17 protein-coding genes and 1 tRNA gene are annotated in these 17,994 nt (G+C 64.0%); 10 read left to right on the forward strand and 8 right to left on the reverse strand.

Going from position 1 to position 17,994, the window contains the following annotated elements; genetic code table 11:
* Position 1 precedes the first annotated feature (1 nt).
* The 3 genes from IVB27_RS25285 (at position 2) to IVB27_RS25295 (ending at position 3,115) form a co-directional block, all read left to right on the forward strand.
* Entirely contained in the window at positions 2–1,606 is a 1,605-nt protein-coding gene (locus IVB27_RS25285; protein ID WP_247445873.1) for an alpha-amylase family glycosyl hydrolase, read from the forward strand.
* Positions 1,607–1,763: 157 nt separating this feature from the next.
* On the forward strand, positions 1,764–1,943 hold the full coding sequence (locus IVB27_RS25290) for a CsbD family protein (RefSeq protein ID WP_247340741.1): 180 nt from the start codon (positions 1,764–1,766) through the stop codon (positions 1,941–1,943).
* 53 nt (positions 1,944–1,996) lie between these two features.
* On the forward strand, positions 1,997–3,115 hold the full coding sequence (locus tag IVB27_RS25295) for a DUF305 domain-containing protein (protein WP_247445874.1): 1,119 nt from the start codon (positions 1,997–1,999) through the stop codon (positions 3,113–3,115).
* Positions 3,116–3,127: 12 nt separating this feature from the next.
* Here IVB27_RS25295 and IVB27_RS25300 read toward each other — a convergent pair whose 3' ends face one another.
* Positions 3,128–3,736, reverse strand: a complete 609-nt coding sequence (locus IVB27_RS25300) for a cysteine hydrolase family protein (protein WP_247445875.1) — start codon at positions 3,734–3,736, stop codon at positions 3,128–3,130.
* Positions 3,737–4,021: 285 nt separating this feature from the next.
* Between IVB27_RS25300 and IVB27_RS25305 the strand changes: the two genes are divergently transcribed.
* Both IVB27_RS25305 and IVB27_RS25310 read left to right on the forward strand, forming a co-directional pair.
* Positions 4,022–4,396: a hypothetical protein gene (locus tag IVB27_RS25305; protein WP_247445876.1), complete on the forward strand. Its 375-nt coding sequence runs from the start codon at positions 4,022–4,024 to the stop codon at positions 4,394–4,396.
* Position 4,397: 1 nt separating this feature from the next.
* Complete coding sequence (locus tag IVB27_RS25310) at positions 4,398–4,964, forward strand: type II toxin-antitoxin system VapC family toxin (RefSeq protein WP_247445877.1); 567 nt, start codon at positions 4,398–4,400, stop codon at positions 4,962–4,964.
* Positions 4,965–5,305: 341 nt separating this feature from the next.
* Here the strand turns inward: IVB27_RS25310 and IVB27_RS25315 are convergent.
* Both IVB27_RS25315 and IVB27_RS25320 read right to left on the reverse strand, forming a co-directional pair.
* Positions 5,306–5,390: transfer RNA gene (locus tag IVB27_RS25315), tRNA-Leu, on the reverse strand.
* Between the two features lie 204 nt (positions 5,391–5,594).
* Entirely contained in the window at positions 5,595–5,837 is a 243-nt protein-coding gene (locus IVB27_RS25320) for a FliM/FliN family flagellar motor switch protein (protein ID WP_011088012.1), read from the reverse strand.
* Between the two features lie 80 nt (positions 5,838–5,917).
* On the opposite strand from IVB27_RS25320, the gene lipB reads away from it, so the two are divergent.
* Positions 5,918–6,664, forward strand: coding sequence for a lipoyl(octanoyl) transferase LipB (gene lipB, locus IVB27_RS25325; protein ID WP_247445879.1), 747 nt, complete (start codon positions 5,918–5,920; stop codon positions 6,662–6,664).
* A 198-nt stretch (positions 6,665–6,862) separates the two neighbouring features.
* Positions 6,863–7,576: a DNA helicase gene (locus IVB27_RS25330; protein ID WP_247445880.1), complete on the forward strand. Its 714-nt coding sequence runs from the start codon at positions 6,863–6,865 to the stop codon at positions 7,574–7,576.
* Positions 7,577–7,619: 43 nt separating this feature from the next.
* Here IVB27_RS25330 and IVB27_RS25335 read toward each other — a convergent pair whose 3' ends face one another.
* On the reverse strand, positions 7,620–8,042 hold the full coding sequence (locus IVB27_RS25335; protein ID WP_247445881.1) for a tautomerase family protein: 423 nt from the start codon (positions 8,040–8,042) through the stop codon (positions 7,620–7,622).
* 112 nt (positions 8,043–8,154) lie between these two features.
* Here IVB27_RS25335 and IVB27_RS25340 point away from each other — a divergent pair, with 112 nt between their 5' ends.
* Together IVB27_RS25340 and IVB27_RS25345 are read left to right on the forward strand one after the other, a co-directional pair.
* Positions 8,155–9,009, forward strand: coding sequence for a LysR family transcriptional regulator (locus IVB27_RS25340; RefSeq protein WP_247445882.1), 855 nt, complete (start codon positions 8,155–8,157; stop codon positions 9,007–9,009).
* A 148-nt stretch (positions 9,010–9,157) separates the two neighbouring features.
* Positions 9,158–10,678, forward strand: coding sequence for a PAS domain-containing hybrid sensor histidine kinase/response regulator family protein (locus tag IVB27_RS25345; protein WP_247445883.1), 1,521 nt, complete (start codon positions 9,158–9,160; stop codon positions 10,676–10,678).
* A 45-nt stretch (positions 10,679–10,723) separates the two neighbouring features.
* Here IVB27_RS25345 and IVB27_RS25350 read toward each other — a convergent pair whose 3' ends face one another.
* The 4 genes from IVB27_RS25350 to IVB27_RS25365 form a co-directional block, all read right to left on the reverse strand.
* Positions 10,724–11,023 carry an acylphosphatase gene (locus IVB27_RS25350; RefSeq protein WP_247340762.1) on the reverse strand — a complete coding sequence of 100 codons (300 nt, stop codon included), beginning with the start codon at positions 11,021–11,023 and terminating at the stop codon, positions 10,724–10,726.
* Positions 11,020–11,886: an isocitrate lyase/PEP mutase family protein gene (locus IVB27_RS25355; protein ID WP_247445884.1), complete on the reverse strand. Its 867-nt coding sequence runs from the start codon at positions 11,884–11,886 to the stop codon at positions 11,020–11,022. The genes IVB27_RS25350 and IVB27_RS25355 overlap by 4 nt, the downstream gene beginning before the upstream one ends.
* A gap of 68 nt (positions 11,887–11,954) precedes the next feature.
* On the reverse strand, positions 11,955–13,970 hold the full coding sequence (locus IVB27_RS25360; protein ID WP_247445885.1) for an acetyl-CoA carboxylase biotin carboxylase subunit: 2,016 nt from the start codon (positions 13,968–13,970) through the stop codon (positions 11,955–11,957).
* A gap of 172 nt (positions 13,971–14,142) precedes the next feature.
* Positions 14,143–15,267 (reverse strand): zinc-binding metallopeptidase family protein, encoded by a 1,125-nt coding sequence (locus IVB27_RS25365; RefSeq protein WP_247445886.1) that lies wholly within the window; start codon positions 15,265–15,267, stop codon positions 14,143–14,145.
* A 214-nt stretch (positions 15,268–15,481) separates the two neighbouring features.
* Between IVB27_RS25365 and IVB27_RS25370 the strand changes: the two genes are divergently transcribed.
* A complete protein-coding gene (locus IVB27_RS25370; RefSeq protein ID WP_247445887.1) occupies positions 15,482–17,959 on the forward strand; it encodes a PAS domain-containing hybrid sensor histidine kinase/response regulator in 2,478 nt (825 codons plus the stop codon).
* The last annotated feature ends 35 nt before the right edge of the window (positions 17,960–17,994 follow it).

Below are 17,994 nucleotides of genomic sequence, written 5' to 3' on the forward strand. Positions count from 1 at the left end.
AATGAGCGACGAGTCCCGTGACGAAGGCCTGTGGTGGGAATCCGCCGTCATCTATGAAATCGCACCGATATCGTTCCAGGACTCGGACGGCGACGGCAAAGGCGATCTCGCTGGCCTGATATCGCGCATCGATTATCTGAAATGGCTCGGCGTCGACGCGGTTTGGCTGACGCCGATCTACAAGAGCCCCTTCCGCGACCTCGGCTACGACATCTCCGACTACTGCTCCGTCGACCCTGCATTCGGCAGCCTCGAGGTGTTCGACCGCCTGCTCAAGGCCCTGCACGCGGCGGATATCCGCCTGATCCTCGATCTCGTGCCCAATCACACTGCGAACGATCACGCATGGTTTGTCGAGAGCAGCAGCTCACGAAACTGCGCGAAGGCCGATTGGTACATCTGGGCCGACGCGGCCGAGAATGGCGGTCCGCCCAACAACTGGCTGAGCCGCTTCGGCGGCAGCGGCTGGGAATGGTGCGAGGCGCGGCGGCAATATTATTATCATTCCTTCCTGGTCGAGCAGCCCGATCTGAACTGGCGCAACCCGCAGCTGCGCGCCGCGATCGCCGATGTCATGCGCTTCTGGCTCGATCGCGGCGTGGACGGCTTTCGCGTCGATGCCAGCGCGGTTCTGATCAAGGACGAGCTCCTGCGCGACAATCCGCAGAACCCGCAAGCGAAGGGCAAGCCGCCGCCGCAGCGCCAGACGGCCGTGTTTACCGACGACCGGCCGGAGACGATGGGTTGCATCGAATTCATCCGCGAGGTGATCGACGGCTATCCGGAGCGAATGTTGTGCGGCGAAGTCCAGGGCAAGACCGACCGCATCGGTCACTTCTACAGCAACGATCGGCCGCGCCTGCATCTGCCGCTCAATTTCGCGCTGCTCGACGCACCCTGGGATGCGTTGTCGCTGCAAGCGGCGATCGACGCGTATTTCAACGCCATCCCGGATCATGCATGGCCGGTCTGGGTGATCGGTGGTCACGACAAGCAACGGATCGCGAGCAAAATCGGCGACGCGCAGATGCGGGTTCTGGCGATGCTGCTGATGACGCTGCGGGGAACGCCGTTCTTCTTCATGGGCGACGAGATCGGCCGCAAGCGCGTTCCCGTTCCGCCCGACCGCGTCCGCGATCCCTTCGAGAAGCTCGTGCCGGGGTATGGCCTTTGCCGCGATCCCGAACGCGCGCCGATGCGTTGGGACGACAGCGCCAACGGCGGCTTTACAACCGGCGATCCATGGCTGCCGCTGGAGCCGCCCGACGGCGCGGCCAATGTGGCCACGCAGCAGCGCGACCCGCGTTCGATCCTGGCACTGTTTCGCGCACTGATGACGCTGCGGCGCGAGCATGCCTGCCTGCGCCACGGCGATTACGAGCCGCTACGCTCACAGAACGACGTTCTTGCCTACCGCCGGACGGTTGGCGGCAGCGGCATTCTGGTCGCGCTCAACATCGCCGCCGAGCCGCGGAAATGGCACTGGCAAGGTTGCGGCCGTCTGCTGATGTCGACGCATCTGGACCGGCCGTCCGAGCCGTTGCCGGACGCCTCCATCCTGCTCCGCGGCAATGAAGGCGTGATCGTCGCACGCGAGGCAAGATGACGGCCGAGGAACCATCCGCGCCTCAGAGAGTCTCTTCACGCTTCCGGCGTCCCCCTGCCGGAGACTGAATAGACGAACCCGCGGCCCCGGCGCTCACCCCTTTTCAAGCGCCGGGGTAGCGGCGTGAGCTTGGAGGCAGATCTATTGGAGGCAGCTCATGGGCAAGACGACGGGTCTTGAACAACGCATCGGCGGCAAGACAAGGCAGGCAATCGGCGAGATCATCGGGGACCAGGACCTCCACGATGACGGCAAGGCGCAAGCGCAGCGCGGCCGCGACGATCAGGACAAGCCGGGCGAGCCCGATCCACTGAAAAAGCTCAAGCAGCGGACGTGAACGCGGAGCCGCGACTGGCGCTTTCAAATGCAGCGTGGCGCACTGACGGAAGCGTGCCTCGAGCCGCCAAGAGACGGCGCCGTTCGCGCTGGATCGCCGCTGCCGAGCTGGGCCTGATCAGCAGCACCTTCTCGACCATCGTCAGCCAGCTCTTCGCCGCGCGGATCGGGCGCGATGCCGCCGTCGACTGGATGACGGTCGCCTCCATTCCCGCGCGCGATTGGGCGGTCAGCGCAGAGCCGTCGTGGAGCGCGATTCTTGCCGGGATCGCCTTTCACCAATGGGCGGACTTTTCGTGGGCGCTGGTCTTCTTCGGCGTGCTCGGGCGCTGGACCGCCGACCTGCGGCCGCTCACGATCCTGCTGCTCGCGCTGCCCTGGGCCGTGTTCTCTTCAAGCATGGAATGGTTCGTGCTGGTGCCGCTGTTTCCGTTCTGGCAGCCGCTGTTCACGCTGCAGCAGCCCTACTGGATCGGCCTGCTCGTCCATAGCTCCTCGGCCGTGATGTACCCCCTGTTCGCCCGGCTGCGCTGGACGCGGGGCGCAGCACCCGAGCGCGATGTTCGCTTCACCAGTGCCTGGACCACCGGCGCGCTGGCCGTGATGATGCTGCTCGGGGTGGTCGCGTTGTTCGGCAGCCATGGTTACGAGCCGCCGTGGATGGGCCGGGACAGGGACGCGGACCAGACCTACATCCGTCATATGACCGCGCATCACGCCCAGGGCATCGAGCTGGCGCGCATCGGCGCGGAGCGCGCGCAGGACCCGCATCTGCGCAAGCTGGCGATGCTGATGGTCGCGAGCCAGTCCGGCGAGAACCGGATTTTCGAGACCTGGTGGCTGAGCTGGTTCGACACCGAGATGCCCGACTGCAACACGGAAGAACGTGCCGCGATGCCGGGCTTCCTGACACAGGCCGCGATGCGACAGGTCAAGACCGCGCCGGCGGACCAATTCGACACGGTGTTCGTCGAGACGATGAACAAGCATCACGCCGGCGCAGTCAGGATGGCCGACCAGATGTGGCATAGCAGCGGCGATCTGCGCCTGCGCGTCATGGCCCACGCCATCCGACACGAACAGCAGGGCGAGATCGCGCTGATGCACGGCGCCAGCGGCATCGCCGCCGTCGCCACGGCCTTCCGCAACATGCTCGGCGACAACGTCAATTGAGCGGACCGCCCCCTACTCCCGCCAGAACTCCGCCAATTCCTCGGCGGTCACCAGATCGACCTGGCCGTGAAAGCGGGTGCGGTACATCGTCATGAGCGCATCGTGGCCGACATCGGAGGAGCTGCACAGCGCATCCTCGATGATGACGACCCTGAAGCCGAGATCGACGGCGCTCAGCACCGTCGAGAGCACGCAGACGTCGGTCTCTGCGCCCGTGATCACGACCGTGCCGACGTTCTTCTCGATGAGCAGGCTGGTGAGGCCGGGATTGCTGAATGCGGAATAGGCCGGCTTGTCGATGACAGCAGCGGGCGGAACGAAGCGACTCAGAGCCGGCACGAGTTCGAGACCGGATGGCGGCAGATGCTTGCGGGTCGCCTCGCGCCAATGACGAAAATAGCTCTGCCACTGTCCGGGACGATCTTCCGGATCCTCCGGCGTGATGAATCGGGTGAAGATCGTTCTGGCCTGATGACGCGAAACGATCGAGGCGACCGTCGGCAAAACTCTCGCCATCCAGGGCGTCGCCCAGAGGCCGCCCGGAGCGAAAATGTTCTGCATGTCGATGCAGAGATGAACGGCATCGCTGATGTCGGCAACCTCCGACGCGCTGTCTCTCATCGTCCTCCACCGTCGAACCATAGCCACGCGCCGGCAGCCGGCATTTGCCCGGCGACCTCACCGACTGCAATGCGATCCCAACGGTCATCGTTCCCCATTAGCCCTCACTGTGACGATCCAGCTGTCAAAAAGAAGTGGCCTGCCAAGAAAGGCGGCACAAAAACCGAAGCAGAACGCCGAGCCCTCCCTGATTGGGGCTCGCTTCTATTAGACGCCTTGAAGGTGGGGCAGCAAAGCGCTATGTTAGACAAAACTCATTTTTGTCTAACATACGGGCGAAATTCCATGGCAAAGGCATCAGCGAACAAGCCCACACTGCTCCGGGCGAAACGGAGGAGAGCTGCATCCAAGGGCAGCTCGGTACTGATAAAGACCTTTAAGCGTGAGCTTGCGACCAGCGGGCTTGTCGTGAGCAAGGCACGATTTGAAGCGGTCATGCTGGCGGCGGAACAATCTGGCCTTCTGAGCGAAAAAGGCAGCCGTATCGGTGGCCGGGTGAGTCCGGCCTTGGTCAGGCAGGCCAAGCGCCAGACGGGCATCGAGACGGATACGGACTTGATCGAGTTTGCGTTGGCGACGGTTGCACTTGAGGACAATTTCGCAGGCGCGTTCAAGGAGTCTCGATGCACGGTCGATCCAACGTTGAAGCTCGGTTTCTAAGGTGGCGGAATTCGACTTTGACGCGGCGCGACGTTGGGCGCGGTTCGATCCAGAAAACACGCTGGCACGGCGCGGCGACGATGAACTTCCATTCGTCAGCGCCAGCCTGATCGCCGGACAGGGACTACTGCTCGATACCTGCGTCTATATCGATCAAATGCAAGATCGTTCGCCTCAGGTCCTGGACGACCTGATCGCGCAGCGACAAGTCAACCATTCGACTGTCGCGATCCAGGAGTTGATGCACACGGTCGGCGTGCTAAATCCGTCCGACGTGCGAACCGCATCTGTCGTCGATGTGATCGGGAAGCAGATCAAAGCGATGCCGCAACACCGGATCTTTGCGCCGGACATAGAGGTGCTGGGACGAGCCGCGCTGCTATCTGGGATCCTCTGCCGCCTCCAGGGATATGAAAAGGACAGCAAGTTGCGCGCGCTTCAGGACTGCGTGCTCTTCCTGCAGGCACAAAAGCTCGGCGTCGTTGTCCTGACTGCAAATGTCGGCGACTATGATATTCTATGCCAGCTCATACCAACCGGACGCGTGCTATTCTATCGTTCGAAATGAACCCCATTGATGCTTAAAAAAATTTGACGACATTTCTCTTGCCGACCTCCAAGCCCTGGTTGAGGCCAGAATCCCAAAGGCCGTCGCTTAGAGTTCAAGTCAGGCTTTGGTGAATGAAAGTACGAACCCGCCTATCTCTACGATGGGCTACGCTACTGTCCTTTCGTAAGCAGATGGTGGTTTTCCTTCGCAAGATTTTGGCTCAAACAGAGCTGACCCCACAAAAGCGAACGCACGTCGGAGAGACGCTGATGGAAAAGTTCAAAGAATAGATTCATTGCGAGTAACAATGCGGGAGTAGAAATCGCGAAAATAGTTTTTATATCAATGACTTATGATTTTGGTGCGCTCGGAGGGACTCGAACCCCCACGATTTTACTCACTGCCACCTCAAGGCAGCGCGTCTACCAATTCCGCCACGAGCGCTTTTGGGGATGCCGGCTTGAGGCTTGAAGGCCAACCGGATCAACGGCGCCGATCTAACAAATCCATCAGAGGGGTACAAGCCTCCAAAGGCCCTGAATTCCACAAGCTTTGCAGGAAAGTTCCGGTCGCTTGACCCGGGAGAGCCCTTTACCGCGTGCCCGGCCCGCGACAGTGTGCCCGGGCCGCTACGGCGTGCCCCGGCCGCTACCGCGTGCCCGGCGTACGCGGCAGCATCTGCTTAACCTCGACCGCGATCCGATTGCGATCGACCAGCACGACGCCGGAGGCGACCGGCAAATTATTGGCCAAAACCTTGACCTCGTCGGCCTCGGTTGCATCCAGCTCGATGATGGCACCGCGGGAAAGACGTAATACTTGATGGATCGGCATGGTGGTCGTCCCGAGGACGACCATGAGATCCACGGTGACTTTGTCGAGAGTTGGCACTTCAGCACCACCGCAACTTGGGACTTGGACTAAGGACTCGGCATTTGCGCCTGGGATCATCACCCGGTTATGGTTAGCCAATGGTTAATTCACCCAAAAACCACCGCCAAAATCAACGTCAAGACCTCGATTTGGCGTCGTTCTCCGCCGTAGAGGGCGAACCCGTGGAGTGGCGGATTTCGGACGCGCCCGTGCCCTATCCGGAGGCCGTGGCCGAAATGGAGGCGCGCGTCGCGGCGATCGCGGCCGGTGACGCCCCGGAGCTGGTCTGGCTACTCGAACATCCCCCGCTCTACACCTCCGGCACCTCGGGCAAGGCCACCGACCTGCTCGATCCGCGATTCCCGACCTTTGCCACCGGGCGCGGCGGGCAGCTCACCTATCACGGGCCCGGCCAGCGGGTGGCGTATGTCATGCTCGACCTCAAGCGCCGGCGGCCGGACGTGCGGGCCTATGTCGCGAGCCTGGAGGAGCTGATTCTGCGGACGCTCGGCGCCTTCAACATCCGCGGCGAACGGCGGGAGGACCGGGTCGGCGTCTGGGTGAAGCGGCCCGACAAGGGACCCGAGCACGAGGACAAGATCGCGGCGATCGGCGTCCGGCTGAAGCGCTGGGTCTCGTTCCACGGCATCGCCATCAATGTCGAGCCGGAGCTGGAGCATTTCGCCGGCATCGTGCCCTGCGGCGTCGGCGATCCCCGCTACGGCGTTACCTCGCTGGTCGATCTCGGCCAGCTCGTGACGATGGCAGATATCGACCTCGCACTCCGGCAGGCCTTTGAGGAGCTGTTCGGGCCGACCCGGGCGCTGCTGCCGGAAGTCGTCTGACGTTTTCTGGAGAGCGCCCCGCCTGTCTCGTTCTCCGCCGACACGGAATCGGCTACGCTTGACCCCGGTGTCGCCCACGCCTCCCCCCTCCGCCGGGAAAGTAGAGACCATGCCGGGCGAATTGATCGTCGGACCGACTGTTCGAGCGCCAGGCATAAGGAGGGGTTGCGATCATGCTCGTAATGGGAGGTTCTCACGATGGAGCTGTCTGCACCGATCTATCATCTGAAGCGGCGAGCGAAGCGCATGTCGCGCGAGGAAGGCATTCCGTTGCACGATGCGCTTGACCGCATCGCCGCGACGGAAGGATTTTCCGCCTGGAGCATGCTCGCGGCGAAAGCTGCCGCAGCGACGCCGGCCAACAGGCTTTTCCCGCAATTTCAACCGGGCGATCTGGTGCTGGTCGGGGCGCGCCCCGGCCAGGGCAAGACCCTGATGAGCCTCGAACTTGCCGTGGAAGCGATGCGCTCGGGCCACCGCGCCGCGTTCTTCTCGCTCGAATACACCGAGAAAGACGTTCAGGATCGCTTTCGGATGATCGGCGTGGACCCGGCGGAATTCGAAAAACTCTTCGAGGTCGATTGCTCCGATGCCATCAGTGCCGATTACATCGTCAAGCAGATGGCCGCAGCACCGCGCGGCACAGTCGTGGTGATCGACTATCTGCAACTGCTCGACCAGCGGCGGGAAAAACCCGACCTCACTGTTCAGGTGCGCGCGCTGAAATCGTTCGCACGCGACAAGGGATTGATTGTCGTCTTCATCTCGCAGATCGATCGTTCCTATGATCCCTCGGTCAAGTCCTGCCCTGACCTTAGCGATGTCAGGCTGCCGAACCCGCTGGACCTCAAGCTGTTCGACAAGACCTGTTTCCTGAACAATTCCGAAGTCCAGTTTCGAATAGCGAGCTGACGATCAGGCCGCGGGTGAGATTGCTCACCCGCGACTTGCCGCCTCACGCCGCCTTCGGCGAAACATCGAGCTTGCCGGCGATGTAGCGCCGCTCCTGGGTCAGGCCGCCAAAGCCGTAGGCGTCGGCCTTGACCTCGTCGACGTGCAGGTACGTCTCGGGATGCAGCGGTCCCAAAATCCCGGCCATGCGCGTGAACATCGCGGCGAGATAGGCGGCCTTTTCGTCCTTGGTATTGGTGCCTTCGCTGACGTGGATGTCGATCCAGTAGCTCGCAAGCTTCTGCTCCGCGAGCGACTTGCCGCCCGCAAACCAGTCGCTCGCATCGACCGATTTCACGATGATGGCGGTGACCTCAGGATCCTTGTGCAGGATTGTTGCGGTGAGTTCGGACACGGCGCTTGCGATGTCGGCCTTCAGCGAGGGCGACTGGCGGGAGGTGGTGTAGGACACGGTGATCAGCGGCATAATCGTTCTCCTCAAGATGTCGCGCGGTCCGCGCGGCGTTGATGAAAGAAATAGACCTCCCTCAGTCATTTTGCTATCTTATTTCTGTTGATAGCAGTGATAACCAATCATAATGACAGCAACACTCGACATCGCCACGGTCCGGGCCTTCCTGCTGGTCGCCGACCTCCAGAGCTTTACCCGCACCGCCGAGGCGCTCGGCACGACACAGGCGGCGGTCAGCCTGAAGCTGCAACGGCTGGAAACATTGCTCGGAAAGCGCCTCGTCGAGCGCTCGCCGCGCGCGGTCCGGCTCACGGCAGACGGCGCGACATTCCTCGATCGCGCCCGCGCGCTGATCGCGGCGCATGATAGCGCGCTGTCGGGCGAGGCCCCAGTGGCGCAGTCGCTCTCGCTCGGCATCTCCGATCATGCTGCAGGCCCGGAGTTGGTGCCGCTGCTCGAACGGCTGCATGCGATGTCCTCAAACCTTACGCTCGCCGTCACCATTGGCTTCTCGCGCGAGATGCAGGACGCCTATGACGCGGGCGAGCTCGATGCGGTGATCGTCCGCCAGGAAGGCAGCCGCCGCGGCGGCGAGAAGCTGGCCGAGGACGAATTCGGCTGGTTTGCGTCAAGGCGCTTCACCTTGCCCAAGGGCGAAGCGCTGCCGCTCGCAACGCTCGCCCCGCCCTGCGGCGTCCGCGCCATCGCGGTGCGCGCGCTCGACAAGGCCGGGCTCGCCTGGCGTGAGCGTTTTGTCGGCGGCGGCGTCACGGCGGTGGTTGCAGCTGCCCTTGCCGGGCTTGCAATCGCACCACTGGCGCGGCGGATTGCGCCTCCCGGATTGGTCGATGTCGGATCCGGCTACAAGCTGCCGAAACTCGGCAGCTCGAAGGTAATGCTGCATTCGAAGGTCAGCGATCCAGCGAAACTGGCGGCGCTGCGTGCGGTGGCAGCGACGTTCCGAAGTGCGGCAGCGGTCTGACGCCGCACGGCTTTACGCCTCGAGTGCGCCGCGAGCGCCTGCCAGCTTGCGTCCTGCATACCGGCCCGCGATATTGCTTAAAAATGTTCCAAGCTCGGGGAACCATCCGCCATCTGTGGCGTTTGCTCCCGTCGAGTCGGGGTCCGGAATGATCGAAAAGTTAAATCAGCAGAGAGACTTGTTCGAGAGCGAACGCAGTTTCCGCCTGTTGGTTGAGGGAGTTGCGGACTACGCCCTCTACATGCTGGATCCCACCGGGATCATCACCAGCTGGAACATCGGAGGCGAGCGCATCAAGGGCTATTCTCCCGGGGAGATCCTCGGCCAGCACTTCTCCCGTTTCTACACCGAGAGCGACCGCGCCAACGGCAAGCCCGCCCGTGCCCTCGGCACTGCACGGGAAAAGGGCCGCTACGAGGAGGAAGGCTGGCGCGTCCGCAAGGACGGCACCTTCTTCTGGGCGAGCATCGTGATCGATCCGATCTACGAGGACGGCGACCTGGTCGGCTTCGCCAAGATCACGCGCGACATCACCGAGCGGCGCAATACCCAGATCAAGCTCGAGGCCATGCAGAAGCAGCTCGCCGAGTCCCAGAAGTTCGATGCGCTCGGCCAGCTCACCGGCGGGGTCGCTCACGACTTCAACAACCTCCTGATGATCATCAGCGGCAGCCTCCACATGCTGAAGCGAGGAGCCGACGACGAGGCCAAGATTCAGCGCGCGATCTCGGCCATCGAGACTGCCACCAAGCGCGGCGCGGCGCTGACCAACCAGCTCCTCACCTTCGCACGGCGGCAGAGCGTCAATCCGCAGGCGATCGACTTCGTCGACCGCATCACGGCGATCCGCGAGGTGCTCGATGCCGGCGTCGGCAGCTCCGTGCGCCTGGCCTTCGACGTCAGCGGCGATGTCTGGCCGATCAGGACCGACGTCTCCGAGCTCGAGACCGCGCTGCTCAACCTCGTCATCAATGCCCGCGACGCGATGCCCGACGGGGGCACGGTGACGATCGCTGCGCGCAATGCGGTGCTCGACGAGGCGCCCCTCGCCGGCGAATTCGTCGCGATCGACGTCACCGATACCGGGCTCGGCATTCCCTCCGACGTTCTCGACAAGATCTTCGAGCCGTTCTTCACGACCAAGCCGATCGGCAAGGGCACCGGCCTCGGCCTCTCCCAGGTGCACGGCTTTGCCCATCAGGCCGGCGGCACGGTGCGCGTCGCGAGCACGCTCTGCGAGGGCACGACCTTCACCATCCTCTTGCCGCGCGGAGAAGAAGCGCCATCGCGCGAGGCGGCGGGAGAACCTGCGTTCTACGGCAGCGGCACGGTGCTGCTGGTCGAGGACAATCCGGACGTCGCCACCGTCAGCATCGGACTTCTGGAGCAGCTCGGCTATCAGGTGCACCGGGTTGCGGACGCCGAATCCGCACTTCGCGAGATCGAGAAGAACGGCGTCGATTTCGTGTTCTCGGACATCGTCATGCCCGGCAAGATGGACGGGCTCAGCCTCGCCCATCACCTTCGCCAGATCCGTCCCGGCCTGCCGATCCTGCTTGCCACCGGCTACAGCGACGTCGCCGCCGGGGTGCGCGGCGATTTCCCGATCCTGCGCAAGCCCTACGAGATCCACGAATTGAGCGAAGCGATCGCCAAGCTGCCGCGGTGAGGTTGCTTCTTCGTCTTCCCGCGTGCGGGAAGAGGGAGTACCGGCCTACACCGTCGGCAACACCGAAAACGCCTCGCCTGCCCGGCGCAGGTTCAGCTCGTCGACATCGGCCGTCTCGCTGGTGACGCTGTCCACGCGCGAGGACGGCGGGCCGTGGCGGCACAGCGCGACCATGTCGGCGACGTGCTTTGGCGATCCCACGAACAGCGCCTCGACGCTGCCGTCGCGGCGATTGCGGACCCAGCCTTCGAGACCGCACGCCGTCGCCTGGTACTCGACCCAGGCCCGATAACCGACGCCCTGCACGCGGCCACGGATCATGACCTGGAGGATTGCCCGGCTCACTTTTTCGGTCCGAGAAAGTCTGCGCTGCGCGCTTTCGCATCAGCTTCGCGCATGACGCGGCTGGTCAAGTCCGACGCTGGCAGGCCTTTGAGATTCTTCGGCGCGGTGCCGTCGCGCAGCGCCTTCTGCGTCTCGTACACCGCCTGGGTCGCCGCTGCGATCGGCGCGTGGCCCTGAAGCGCGATGCGCACGCGCTGGCTCCTGAGATAATCGATCGCGTTCAGTTCGTCCGGCGCACCGCCGAGGACGATCGGCAAGTGCGTGGCGGACGCGACCGCCTCGAGCTCGGCGCGCGACTTGATGCCGGTGAAAAACAGCGCATCGACGCCGGCGGCTTCATAGGCCCTGGCGCGGCGGATCGCATCCTCGATCGAGCTGACCGAGGCAGCCCCCGTGCGACCCATGATGACGAGTGAAGGATCGCTGCGGGCGTCAAGCGCGGCCTTCATCTTGCCGACGCCCTCCTCCAGCGAGATCAGCTGGGTCTTTGCCTCGCCGAAGCCGGCCGGCAGCAGCGTGTCCTCGATGGTGAGGCCGGCGGCGCCCGCCGTCTCCAGCTCCTGCACCGTGCGACGCACATTGAGCGCATTGCCATAGCCGTGATCGGCATCGACCAGTACCGGAAGAGTTGCCGCGCGCGACATGCGCCGCATCTGCTCGGCAAGCTCGGTGAGCGTGATCAGCGTAATGTCGGGGTCGCCGAGCACAGCGAGCGAAGCCACCGAGCCGCCGAACATGCCGAGCGGGAAACCGAGATCCTCGGCGATGCGGATCGAGATGGCGTCGTAGACCGAGCCGGGATGGACGCAAGTCCCGCCCGACAGGATCGATCGCAGTTTTTCGCGGCGGGAACGAAAGGCCATGATGCCCTCTCAACTGTGCTGCGCTCGCAATGACGACGCTTGGGGCGCCGCCAGTAATCTTCCAACGCCTACGCAAATTCCAAAATCAGCGCGTCCACGGCGAGCGTCGCGCCGGCGCTGGCGTGGATCTTCTTCACGGTGCCGTCCTGCTCGGCGCGGAGCACGTTCTGCATCTTCATGGCTTCGACCACCGCGAGCGTCTCGCCGGCCTTGACCTCCTGCCCTTCGGTCACCGCGATCGAGACCACGAGGCCAGGCATCGGACAGAGCAGCTTCTTGCCGGTGTCGGCAGCCGTGGTCACCGGCATCAGCCGCGCCGAGGCTGCTTCCGCTTCGGTCCAGACATAGACCGGCACCTCGACGCCCTGATGCGCGAGGCGGATGCCGTTCGCGACCGGGCGCACCTGCACCGCGACGAAGTGGCCGTCGATGGTGCCCTGCCAGACCGGATCGCCCGGCTTCCACGGCGACTGCAACAGATGTGAATTGCCGGCCTTGCCGTCGGCATCGACGAAGCGCACCGCGACTGCCTCGCCTTCGCGCGCGACCTCCAGCATTATCTCCTGGCGGTCGAGCCAGACCGCACGGCGACGCTCGCGCTGCACGATGCGGCCGCCCATCTGGCCCGAGATCTGCCGCTTGCGCTCGCCGAGCACGTGATCGATGGCGGCGCCGACCGCGGCAATGCGACGCGCGACCTCGCCTTCCGGCATGCGCACAGCAAAGCCCTTGGGGAACTCCTCGGCGATGAAGCCGGTCGAGAGCCGGCCCTCGCGCCAGCGCGGATGATGCATCAGCGCCGACAGGAACGGGATGTTGTGACGGATACCGTCGACATAGAACGAATCCAGCGCGGTAGCCTGCGCCTCGATCGCGGCCGCGCGCGACGGCGCGTGGGTGACGAGCTTGGCGATCATCGGATCGTAGTGAATCGAGATCTCGCCGCCCTCCTGCACGCCGGTGTCGTTGCGCACGGTGATGCCGTCCTGGCTCACTTCTGCCGGCGGACGGTATTTCACCAGGCGCCCTATCGAGGGCAGGAAGTTGCGGAACGGGTCTTCGGCGTAAAGACGTGACTCCACGGCCCAGCCGGTGAGCGTGACGTCCTTCTGCGTGATGGCGAGCTTCTCGCCGGCGGCGACGCGGAGCATCTGCTCGACGAGATCGACGCCGGTGACGAGCTCGGTGACGGGATGCTCGACCTGGAGGCGTGTGTTCATCTCAAGGAAGTAGAAGCTCTTGTCCTGGCCCGCGACGAATTCGACGGTGCCGGCAGAGTCGTAGTTCACGGCCTTGGCGAGTGCGACCGCCTGCTCGCCCATCTTGCGGCGGGTGGCTTCGTCGAGCAACGGCGACGGCGCTTCCTCGATGACCTTCTGGTTGCGGCGCTGGATCGAGCATTCGCGCTCGCCGAGATAAATCACGTTGCCGTGCTTGTCACCCAGCAGCTGGATCTCGATGTGGCGGGGGTCGACGATGAACTTCTCGATGAAGACGCGGTCGTCGCCGAACGAGGCCTTGGCCTCGGCCTTGGCGAGGTTGTAACCCTCTGCGACCTCGGACGTCGAATGCGCGATGCGCATGCCCTTGCCGCCGCCGCCGGCGGAGGCCTTGATCATCACGGGATAACCGATCTCGTCGGCGATCTTGACCGCGTGCTTGTCGTCCTTGATGATGCCGAGATAGCCGGGCACGGTCGAGACATTTGCCTTCGCGGCCGCCTTCTTGGATTCGATCTTGTCGCCCATCGCCGCGATCGCGCCCGGGTTGGGGCCGATGAAGACGATGCCGGCCGCCTCCAGCGCGCGCGGAAACGCCTCGCGCTCGGACAGAAAGCCGTAACCGGGATGCACGGCCTCGGCGCCCGTCTTGCGGCAGGCCTCCACGATCTTCTCGATCACCAGATAGCTCTCGGCGGCTGCGGGCGGGCCGATCAGCACGGCCTCGTCGGCCATCTCGACATGGAGGGCGTCGCGGTCGGCCTCGGAATAGACCGCGACCGTCTGAATTCCCATGCGGCGAGCGGTCTTGATGACCCGGCAGGCGATTTCGCCGCGATTGGCGATCAGAATGCGTTTGAACATGCTTTTCTTGAATCTCGACCTTGGGCGGGACCCTTCCCTGGCCGTTGGGGCCTATGGGAGGGGCCGTGTGGCTCCCGTGGTACATCAAAATCGGCCGGAGGCAACGGTCTAAATCCGGCCCCTCTGGCGTACCAGCGCAAGACCGAAACAGACCTGGCAAGCCCCGGACGGCCTACGGCTTTCCGGCCTTGGCTTTGTCCTTGGCCACGTTCCGGACCAGGCTGTGGATGAAGCCGAGTTTGGCGACCACCGCAGGCGAGAGGATGAAGGGATAGAGGTCGCGCACGCCCATGGCGCGGTTGACGCTGTTCATGGCGAAGGTGAAGGGCAGCCATGCGTTGACGATCGCCTCGACGTCCCTCGCCTCATAGGGGTTGAAACGGATGCGCGTCGTCAACTCCCCGTCGCGATCGACCTTGGGACGCACCTCCATACCGAACTCGCCAGCCATCTCCAGGCTGTCGACGATGTGCAGATAGTGCGCCCAAGTCTCGGCGAAATCCTCCCAGGGATGCGTGGTCGCATAGGCCGAGACGTAGGTCTGCTGCCAGTCCGATGGGGCGCCCTCGGCATAGTGGCGCTGCAAGGCCTGGCCGTAATCGACGGAATCGTCGCCGAACACGGCGCGGCATTCGTCGAGCTTGCCGCCGTCGCGCACCAGCACCTCCCAGAAATAGTGCCCGACCTCGTGGCGGAAATGCCCAAGCAGCGTCCGGTAGGGCTCGCCCATCTCGAGCCTGCGCCGCTCGCGCTCGATGTCGTCAGTCTCGGTCAGCGCGATCGTGATCAGGCCGTTGTCATGGCCGGTCAGGATCTTCTCCCCGCTGTTTGGATCGTCGGCGAGGAAGTTGAAGATCAGGCCGTGCTCGGGATTGTCCTGCCGGGTCTGGAGCGGCAGCTTCCAGCGGATCAGGGAATAGAACAGCCGGTGTTTCGCCACCTCCAGCTCGCGCCAGCCTGCGAGTTGCACCTGATCCGACAGGTCCGGCACGATACCGTTGTGGCGGCAGGCGCGGCAATAGCCGGTGGTATCACCTGCATCCGTCAGCCAGTTACAGGAATCGTACTCGGCATTGCTGCACAGCATGCGGCTTTCGCCCTTGTTGGCCAGCGAACTCCAAGTCCCACCTTGAGAAGTCCCACCTTGAGAAGTCCCACCTTGAGCCTCCCCGTCGGGTTCGATCGCCGACATCGTCTCCTTCTCCGGCAGGAACGCGACGCGATGGCCGCAGCGTTCACAGGCGCGGTTCTCGAAATAGAGGACGTTGTCGCAGGCCTGGCAGACAAAGAGCTTCAAGCTTTAGCCTCTTCGGAAAGGGAGTTTTGGGAATGACAGTTGTGGCGCCTCGCAGATACGCGCCCGCAGGCTCATCGTTCCAATGTTCGGAACAAATAGCCAGACGTGGCGTTCATTCATACCCGCTGCACTGCATTCGGTGGCGCCTTTCCTTTCATATTCCCTTTTGAGCAATGGCCATCACGCTTCGTCTGTGTGAATATCGGTCCGGCACGTGCGCTCACGCATCACAACGGCCAACGCCTTGAACGATCCTTTGCCCGAGACCATTGCCGCCGAAAGGCTGCGCCAGCACCTGGAAGATGTCGCGCGCGAGCGCGACAATGCCTATCGCGCGCTCCAGGAGCGCGAGGCGGAGCTCGCGCGCATCCAGCGCATCGGCAAGGTCGGCGGTCTCGAGGTCGACTTCCGCGAAGGCTTCAAGAACCGCCGTTCGCCGGAATATCTGCTGCTCCACGGCCTGCCGGCGGAAGCCGCCGACGAGTCACACGAGGAATGGGTCAATCGTATTCATCCCGACGACCGGGACGCCGCGGTGAAGCACTTTCTCGATACGCTGGCCGGCACCAGCGAGGACTACACCGCCGAATACCGCATCATCCGTCCCAGCGACCGCGCGACCCGTTGGATCCGCGTCGTCGCCAAGTTCGAGCGCGACCGGGACGGCCGCGCGATCCGCCTCGTAGGCGCCCATATCGACGTCACCGCCCAGGCGCTCGCGCGTGAGACGCTGCGCGAGAGCGAAGAGCGTTTCCGGTTGATCGCCGACAGCGCGCCGGTGCCGATCTGGGTCACGAAACTCGACCGCACACGGTCGTTCGCCAACCAGGCCTATGTCGATTTCGTCGGCCTCCCCTACGACCAGGCGATTGCCTTCGACTGGCGCAAGGTGCTGCATCCGGACGACCTGCCGCACGTGCTGCAGCAATCGGTCCAGGGCGAAACCTCGCTAAAACCATTCGTGCTGGAAGCGCGCTACAAGGATTCATCGGGTGAATGGCGCTGGCTGCGCTCGGAGTCGCAACCGCGCTGGGACCCGACCGGCAAGCATATCGGCTTCATCGGCGTCGCCCACGACATCACCGCCGCCAAGCAAGCTGAGATCGAGCTGCGGCAGCTCAACGAGACGCTCGAAGAGCGCATCGCCGAGCGGACCGCCGAGCTCGAATCCAACGAGGCGCGGCTGCGCGCGATCCTGGAGACCAGCAACCAGTATCAGGGGCTGGTCAATCTCAAGGGCGAATTGCTCTATGCCAACAACACCGTCCTCGATGGCATCAAGGCGCGCTCCGCGGACGTGATCGGCAAGCCGTTGTGGGAGACGCCCTGGTTTACCGGCACCCACGGCATGAGCGCGATTGTGCGCGAGGCCTTCGATACCGTGCTCAAAGGCGAAGCTGTGCGGCTGGAGATGCGCCTGCGCCTTCCCATCGGCGAGCGCGATTTCGAGTTCGGCATGCGCCCGGTGCTCGACCGCCACGGCAACATCACCGGCGCGGTGCCCGAGGCTGTCGACATCACAGAGCGCCGCCGCGGCGAGGAAGCGCTGCGGCAGTCGCAGAAGATGGAGGCGATCGGCCAGCTCACCGGCGGCGTCGCGCACGACTTCAACAATCTGCTCACCATCATCCGCTCGGCCACCGATTTCCTGCGCCGCCGCGAACTGCCGGAGGAGCGCCGCCGCCGCTATGTCGACGCCATCTCCGACACCGTCGAGCGTGCCTCCAAGCTGACCGCACAGCTGCTGGCGTTTGCGCGCCGGCAACCGCTCAAACCGCAGATCTTCAACGTCGGAAGCCAGGTCGAGGGCGTCGCGCAACTGGTCCGGCCGCTGGTCGGGGGCCGCATCGAGATCGTGGTGGAGGTTCATGATGCCGACTGCTTCACAGTCGCCGACATCGCGCAATTCGAGACCGTGCTGATCAACCTCGCCATCAACGCCCGCGACGCCATGGACGGCGAGGGCCGCCTCACCATTGCCGTGCGCAAGGTTCTGGGCATCCCTCAGCTGCGCGCCCAATCAGCGCGCGGCGGCGACTATGTCGCGATCTCGGTCGCAGACACCGGCAGCGGCATCGCGCCGGAAAATATCGAGGCCATCTTCGAGCCGTTCTTCACCACCAAAGAAGTCGGCAAGGGCACCGGCCTCGGCCTGAGCCAGGCCTTCGGCTTCGCAAAGCAGTCCGAGGGCGACATCGCCGTCGCGAGCACGCATGGCAAGGGCACGACCTTCACCATCTATCTGCCGCAGGCGCAAAGCCCCGCGACAGACAAGGAAGCCGCGGCGCTGACCAATGAGACCGCGGCCACCGGGCGCGGTTATCGCGTGCTTGTGGTGGAAGACGATGACGAGGTCGGCCGCTTCTCCACCGAGCTACTGGAAGACCTCGGCTATGTCGTCCGCCGCGCCGCCAACGCCAATGCGGCGCTCGCCATCCTCGGCGAGAACGAGTTCGCCGTCGACCTCGTCTTCTCCGACGTCATCATGCCCGGCATGAACGGCGTCGAGCTCGCCGGCATGATCCGCGAGCGTTATCCGGGCCTGCCCGTCGTGCTCACCTCTGGCTACAGCAACGTGCTCGCCGAGAACGCCCATCGCGGTTTCGAGCTGATCCGGAAACCGTATTCGGTGGAATCGCTATCGCGCATTCTGCGCAAGGCGATCTCGGAGAAGCTGTCGGTGACGCGGTGAATAGCTTTGCACCGGCAGCGATGCTGGCGGCGAAG

It is taken from the genome of Bradyrhizobium sp. 197 (assembly GCF_023073375.1).
GTDB lineage: Bacteria > Pseudomonadota > Alphaproteobacteria > Rhizobiales > Xanthobacteraceae > Bradyrhizobium.

Bases quoted from the DNA above. Each gene is read 5' to 3' on its own strand.
- IVB27_RS25345 (WP_247445883.1), top strand. From the start codon at position 9,158: ATGATCGAAAAGTTAAATCAGCAGAGAGACTTGTTCGAGAGCGAACGC.
- IVB27_RS25360 (WP_247445885.1), bottom strand. From the start codon at position 13,970: ATGTTCAAACGCATTCTGATCGCCAATCGCGGCGAAATCGCCTGCCGG.
- IVB27_RS25335 (WP_247445881.1), bottom strand. From the start codon at position 8,042: ATGCCGCTGATCACCGTGTCCTACACCACCTCCCGCCAGTCGCCCTCG.
- lipB (WP_247445879.1), top strand. From the start codon at position 5,918: ATGGTTAATTCACCCAAAAACCACCGCCAAAATCAACGTCAAGACCTC.
- IVB27_RS25285 (WP_247445873.1), top strand. From the start codon at position 2: ATGAGCGACGAGTCCCGTGACGAAGGCCTGTGGTGGGAATCCGCCGTC.
- IVB27_RS25355 (WP_247445884.1), bottom strand. From the start codon at position 11,886: ATGGCCTTTCGTTCCCGCCGCGAAAAACTGCGATCGATCCTGTCGGGC.
- IVB27_RS25305 (WP_247445876.1), top strand. From the start codon at position 4,022: ATGGCAAAGGCATCAGCGAACAAGCCCACACTGCTCCGGGCGAAACGG.
- IVB27_RS25330 (WP_247445880.1), top strand. From the start codon at position 6,863: ATGGAGCTGTCTGCACCGATCTATCATCTGAAGCGGCGAGCGAAGCGC.
- IVB27_RS25300 (WP_247445875.1), bottom strand. From the start codon at position 3,736: ATGAGAGACAGCGCGTCGGAGGTTGCCGACATCAGCGATGCCGTTCAT.
- IVB27_RS25340 (WP_247445882.1), top strand. From the start codon at position 8,155: ATGACAGCAACACTCGACATCGCCACGGTCCGGGCCTTCCTGCTGGTC.
- IVB27_RS25290 (WP_247340741.1), top strand. From the start codon at position 1,764: ATGGGCAAGACGACGGGTCTTGAACAACGCATCGGCGGCAAGACAAGG.